The sequence below is a fragment of the Streptomyces sp. UH6 genome (genome assembly GCF_013421635.1).
GTDB lineage: Bacteria > Actinomycetota > Actinomycetes > Streptomycetales > Streptomycetaceae > Streptomyces > Streptomyces abyssomicinicus.
In genome coordinates this window covers 1-5731 of record NZ_JACADT010000320.1, presented here as the reverse complement: position 1 = coordinate 5731, position 5731 = coordinate 1, and the positions used below count along the sequence as shown (strand labels likewise).

Below are 5731 nucleotides of genomic sequence, written 5' to 3'. Positions count from 1 at the left end.
GAGCATGCCCGGGAGCCATTCGCCGGGCGGGCCGTCGAGGGCCAGCCCGGGCGCCCTCCGCAGCAGGGAGCCGATCGCGATCCGCCCCTCCAGCCGGGCGAGCGGTGCGCCCAGGCAGAAGTGGATCCCGTGTCCGAAGGCGAGGTGGCCCGCGTTCCGGCGGCGTATGTCGAAACGGTGCGGGTCGGGGTGGCGGGCGGGGTCGCGGTTGGCCGCGGTGAGGCCCACCAGCACCTGTTCGCCCCGCGCGATGCGTACTCCGCCCACCTCCAGCGGTTCGGCGGCGAAGCGGAAGGTGGCCGTCTCCACCGGCCCCTCGTGGCGGAGGGTCTCCTCGACCGCTCCCCCGAGGAGTGACATGTCCGACCGGAGCAGGGCCAGTTGCCCGGGGTGCGTGAGCAGTGCGTGGACCCCGCTGGTGATCAGGTTGACCGTGGTCTCGTGGCCGGCGAGCAGCAGCAGGAAGGCCATGGCGGTGAGTTCGCCGGAGGAGAGGCGGTCGCCGTCCTCGGTGGAGACGCGGATCAGATCGCTCAGCAGGTCGTCGCCGGGACCGGCGCACCGCTTGTCCTCGACGAGTCCGGTCAGGAATTCGGCGAAGATCCCGGCGGCCTTGCGCCCGTCGGCCTCGGTGGCCGGCGCCACGGCGTCGGTGGACACGCTGCGGAAGTCGGCGCGGTCGCCCTCGGGGACGCCGAGGAGCTCGCAGATCACGGCCATGGGCAGCGGGTAGGACAGTGACTCCACCAGGTCCGCGTGGCCCGCGGGGAGCATCCGGTCGAGGAGTTCGTCGGTGATCTCCTGGACGCGCGGCTCCAGCGCCTCGACCCGGCGCGGCGTGAACGCCTTGGAGACCAGGTGCCGCAACCGGGTGTGCCGCGGCGGGTCGGCGAAGAGCAGGTGTCTGCCGATAGGGTCCTCGTCGAGGCCGGTCATGCCCAGCTTCGCGGGGTCCTTGGCCAGCCGCGGGTCGCCGAGCGCGGCACGCGCCTCCTGGTGGCCCACGATCAGCCAGGTCTCGTACTCCTCCGGCGCGGGCAGCAGCACCCGGTGCACCGGCCCTTGGCGCCGCAGCTCCTCGTACACCGGATGCGGGTCGGCACGGAACTGCTCGCCGTACCGCCGCAGGTCGACCAGGTCCGCCATCTCGGATCCCCTCTCCGCCCCGGGCCGGACGCCCCGCGTCCCCGACCGGTCAACGGACGGGACGGCCGTGGGGTTCCGTGCCGCCCGCGGGCTTCCGTGCCCCGCCGGGCGGCGGGCGGAGTGAGCGGTCGCCGGGCCGGGGTCGCGGGTGGCGGGCGACGGGCGACGGGCGACGGGCGACGGGCGGCACGGAACCCGCGTGGCGGAGGTTCCGGGGCGTCAGCCGCCCAGTTCGCGCAGGCGGTCGGTGAGGGCCCGGGTTCCCTCCGGGGTGAGGGTGCCGTGGAGGCGCAGACGGGAGATCCCACCGTCGGGGTGCACGTCGAGACGGGCGTGCGTGCCGGTCACCGGGGCGGGCAGGACGAAGCGGTGGTTGGTGTCGGGCTGCAGGCGGGTGGGCGGGACGATCTCGGTCCAGGAACCGCCGAGCCCGCCGGCGTCGTCGCGCAGGGAGACGGACGCCCAGCCCGCGCTGTTGCCCTTGAGACAGGCGGTGTCGATCTCGACGGCGCGGACGGACGCCTGCGCGGTGAGCCGGTAGTCGATCCGGTCGTGGCCCCGGTCGCGCCGGCGTCGGGTCTCCCAGCCCTCGTCCATCCGCGCCGACCGTCCGGGCAGGATGGTGTGGACGGCCGGTGAGTAGAAGCGGTCCGAGACGTCCTCGACCGCTCCGCCGTTGGCGAGCGCGACGACGTCGAGGACGCCGAGGGCGGTCAGCCACTCGGGGTCGGGGACGACCTCGCCGTGCACCCTCAGCCGGGCGATGCCGCCGTCGGGGTACTGACGGAGCCTCAGGTGGGTGGACCGCAGCTCCACGCCCACCGCGAAGCCGTTGGCCGCGTGACCGCCGACCGGGGTGCGCGGCACCAGCGGCGTCCATTTCACGTCGTCGGCGAGCAGTTCCTGCGGGGAGGGGGTGCCGGGCACATCGGCGCCCTCGACGGAGATCTCCTGCGGGTGGTTGCCCCGGAAGTGCGCGGTGTCCACGACGACGCCGCGGACCACGCCGGGGGCGCCCAGGCGCACCAGCGCCCAGTCGTGGTCGTCGGCGGCCGGCCACGGCTCGGCGGCCGACGCACCACGCCGCCGACGGGTCTCCCAGCCGTCCATGACCTTGCCCTTGTGGCCGAAGGTCTCCGCCTCGAACGCGGGCCGGCCCGGCAGGAGCAGGTTCTCCCGGGGGGCGAAGAACTCGTCGTTGGCGGCGATCACCGCCCCGCCGAGCCGCCGGTCGGCCAGGTCGGGGAGGACGGCGAAGGGGAACTCGGCCGAGCGGTGGTCGGCGTACGGGTCGCCGCCGCGGTAGGGCTCGGCGGGGCCGGTGAAGCGGGGGATCACCGTCACGGGGAGGTGTCCTGCCTTTCGTTGGTGGGCCGGTGGCGCAGCAGGCGTCCGGCGGGTTCGGTGAACGTGCCGTCCAGGTAGATCCTCCGCCCGCGCAGCCAGGTGGCGCGGACGACGCCCTGGAGGGTGCGGCCGGCGTACGCGGTGACCGGGTTGCGGTGCTGGAGTCCGGCCGCGTCGACGGTGAACGACGCGTCGGGGTCGAGTGCCACGAGGTCGGCGTCGCGTCCGGCGGCGACGGCGCCCTTGCGGTCCAGCCCGGCGAGGGCGGCGGTGTGGGCGGACATCCAGCGCACCACGTCCCCCAGGCCGTGCCCGCGGCGCCGTGCCTCGGTCCACACGGCGGACAGACTGAGCTGGAGGCCGGAGATGCCGCCCCACGCGGTGGCGAAGTCCGTGGTCTTGAGGTCCGCGGTGGACGGCGAGTGGTCCGTGACCACGCAGTCGACGGTCCCGTCGGCCAAACCCTTCCACAGCAGGTCCTGGTTGGCCGCCTCGCGGATCGGCGGGCAGCACTTGAACTCGCTGGCCCCGTCGGGGACTTCCTCGGCGGTGAGGGTGAGGTAGTGGGGGCAGGTCTCCACGGTGACCCGCACGCCGTCGGCACGGGCCGCGGCGATCAGCGGCAGGGCGTCGGAAGAGGAGAGGTGCAGGATGTGCACCCGGGCCCGGGTCTCGCGCGCCAGCTCCAGGACCTGGGCGATCGCCCCGTCCTCGGCGTGCCGGGGCCGGGAGGCGAGGAAGTCGGCGTACCGGGGACCGCCGCGCTGCGGAGCCTCGGCAAGGCGGTGGGGGTCCTCGGCGTGCACGATCAGCAGGCCGTCGAAGGCGGCGATCGCCGCCATGGCACGGGCCAGCCGTCCGCGGTCCAGTTCCGGGAACTCCTCGACGCCGGAGGGTGAGAGGAAGGCCTTGAAGCCGAAGACCCCGGCCTCGTGGAGCGGGCGGAGCCGTCCGGTGTTGTCCGGGACGGCGCCGCCCCAGAAGCCGACGTCCACGTGGACGCGGCCCCGTGCCGCCTCGCGCTTGATCTCGAGGTGGTGCGGTGTGGTGGTGGGCGGGAGGGAGTTGAGCGGCATGTCGATCAGCGTGGTGACGCCGCCGGCCGCGGCGGCCCGGGTGGCGGACCGGAAGCCCTCCCAGTGCGCCCGGCCGGGGTCGTTGACATGGACGTGGGTGTCCACCAGACCGGGCAGCACCGCCAGGTCCCCGACGTCCTCGAGGAGGGCCCCCGGTGGGACGGGGGCGTCGTGGGCGAGGACCGCGGTGATCACTTGGCCGCGGACGTGGACCTGGGCGGCGCGGATCCCCTCGGGTGTGACCACGCGGGTGGAGCGCACCACCAGCTCGGTCCCGGACGACTCGCTCCCGGACGTCCGGTTCTCGGGCGGCTCTGCATCGGGCACGAGGACGGCCCTCCTCTTCACGCTCCGCTCCACGCTCCGCGCGACGCGACGCCGGCTTCAACGATTTGTTGAAGGATTCCTCCCGGGGCTCCGCCGCGTCAAGAGCGGCCAGGGGGAGCCGTGCTGGGCCGCGGTGGGCCGGGAGCGACCGGGCCGGACCGCGCCGCTGCCGTTGCGGATACGCTTCCCCCGTTCCCGCACCCGCCGAAAGGACCATGCCCGTGCCGACGTCCAGCTCCCCGAGTGGATCGGTCCAGTCCCTGGAGCGCGCGTTCGACCTGCTCGAGCGGATGGCGGACGCGGGCGGCGAGGTCGGGCTGAGCGAACTGGCGGCGGGCAGCGGACTGCCGCTGCCGACCATCCACCGGCTGATGCGCACGCTGGTCGCCTGCGGTTACGCCCGCCAGCAGCCGACCCGCCGCTACGCGCTCGGGCCGCGGCTGATCAGGCTCGGCGAGTCCGCCTCCCGGTTGCTCGGGTCGTGGGCCCGCCCCTACCTGGCCCGGCTGGTCGAGGAGACCGGCGAGACCGCCAACATGGCGCTGCTGGACGGCGACGAGGCGGTGTACGTGGCGCAGGTGCCGTCGAAGCACTCCATGCGGATGTTCACCGAGGTCGGACGCCGGGTGCTGCCGCACTCCACCGGGGTCGGCAAGGCACTGCTGGCGGACTCCTCGCCGGAGGAGGTGCGGGCGCTGCTCGCCCGTACCGGGATGCCGGCCGCGACGGACCGGACCATCACCAGCCCGGACGTGTTCCTGGCGGCGCTGGAGGAGGTCCGGCGGGCGGGTTACGCGGTGGACGACAACGAGCAGGAGGTGGGCGTCCGCTGCCTGGCCGTGGCCGTGCCGGGGTCGCCGACCCGGGCGGCGCTCTCGGTGTCGGGGCCCGCCGGACGGGTCACCGACGAGGCGACGGCACGGATCGTGCCGGTGCTGCGCGAGGTCGCGGCCGAGCTGGGCGAGACGCTCCGAGGGGCCGCCGCCCTGTGACGTGCGTGCGGCGTTCGGCTCCCCGGCCACGGTGGCCGGGGAGCCGAACGCCGCACGCCCCCGTCGGAGGACCCCCGTCACCGCACCCCGTCACCGCACCCCGTCATCGCACCCCTTCATCGCACCCCTTCAGACCGCCGGCGTCGGGGAGTCGAACTGCTCCACCGCCCGGCGGACCTCGCCCATGCCTCCGGCGAGCGCGGAGACCGAACCGACCGCCCCGGCGATCAGCAGCAGCGAGCGCCGCAGCCGGGCCGGATCGGGCGATCCCTCGGCCGCGAGTGCGGCGAGACCCGCGATCTCCTCCTCCGCCACCGCCCGGTCGGTGAACTCCGACCGGTAGGCGGCCAGTTCACGCCGCAGCCGCGCCACGGCACTCTTCAGCCCCGCCACCCGCGGGTCCTCCCCCCGGCCTTCGGCCGGCGGACGCTCCAAGCTCCGCAACACCGCACTCCCCCTTACGTCGTCGGCCGGGCATCGTGTGTCGCACGTCGACTCCCCTGGGAACTAGGGGCACGAGCCGGCTCGCAGATCCTGCGCTCCCTCATGCGCAACCCCTCCCGCACACGGCGCTGGTCGGGCGCCGAGAAACGCGGGGCAGCCAGTAAACGCCACCCCGCAGCCGTCGCGCCACTCCAAGGAGACAAATTCCACCCATAGGGTTCACTCCCGGCAACGAAACTGCCGGTCGTCCACAGGGCGGTGACGTCGTTCGCGCAGGTCAGGTATGCAGTACCCATGACAGGAACTCACTCCGGCCACGACACCCCCACCGAGGTCGCCGGCCTGCTGCTCGCGGCGGGCGGCGGGCGGCGGCTCGGGGGCCGTCCCAAGGCCTTGCTG

The 5731-nt window shown here is 74.5% G+C and carries 5 protein-coding genes; 1 reads left to right on the top strand and 4 read right to left on the bottom strand.

Translation table 11 applies throughout. From position 1 onward, the window contains the following. The 3 genes from HW445_RS16480 to allB form a co-directional block, all read right to left on the bottom strand. Positions 1 to 1146: cytochrome P450 (locus tag HW445_RS16480; protein WP_180221778.1), on the bottom strand; the 1146-nt coding region annotated here is incomplete at its 3' end. A 219-nt stretch (positions 1147 to 1365) separates the two neighbouring features. Further along, positions 1366 to 2490 carry an allantoicase gene (gene alc / locus HW445_RS32815; RefSeq protein ID WP_308799291.1) on the bottom strand — a complete coding sequence of 375 codons (1125 nt, stop codon included), beginning with the start codon at positions 2488 to 2490 and terminating at the stop codon, positions 1366 to 1368. Further along, positions 2487 to 3896, bottom strand: coding sequence for an allantoinase AllB (gene allB, locus HW445_RS32810; protein ID WP_308799289.1), 1410 nt, complete (start codon positions 3894 to 3896; stop codon positions 2487 to 2489). Before allB ends, alc begins: the two co-directional genes overlap by 4 nt. Positions 3897 to 4111: 215 nt before the next feature. Here allB and HW445_RS16470 point away from each other — a divergent pair, with 215 nt between their 5' ends. Further along, entirely contained in the window at positions 4112 to 4888 is a 777-nt protein-coding gene (locus tag HW445_RS16470; protein WP_180221777.1) for an IclR family transcriptional regulator, read from the top strand. A gap of 129 nt (positions 4889 to 5017) precedes the next feature. Here the strand turns inward: HW445_RS16470 and HW445_RS16465 are convergent, their stop codons facing one another. After that, positions 5018 to 5281: a DUF5955 family protein gene (locus tag HW445_RS16465; RefSeq protein WP_308799287.1), complete on the bottom strand. Its 264-nt coding sequence runs from the start codon at positions 5279 to 5281 to the stop codon at positions 5018 to 5020. Between the last annotated feature and the right edge of the window lie 450 nt (positions 5282 to 5731).

Excerpts from the sequence above, each read along its gene's own strand:
- HW445_RS16470 (WP_180221777.1), top strand. The coding sequence starts at position 4,112 with ATGCCCGTGCCGACGTCCAGCTCCCCGAGTGGATCGGTCCAGTCCCTG.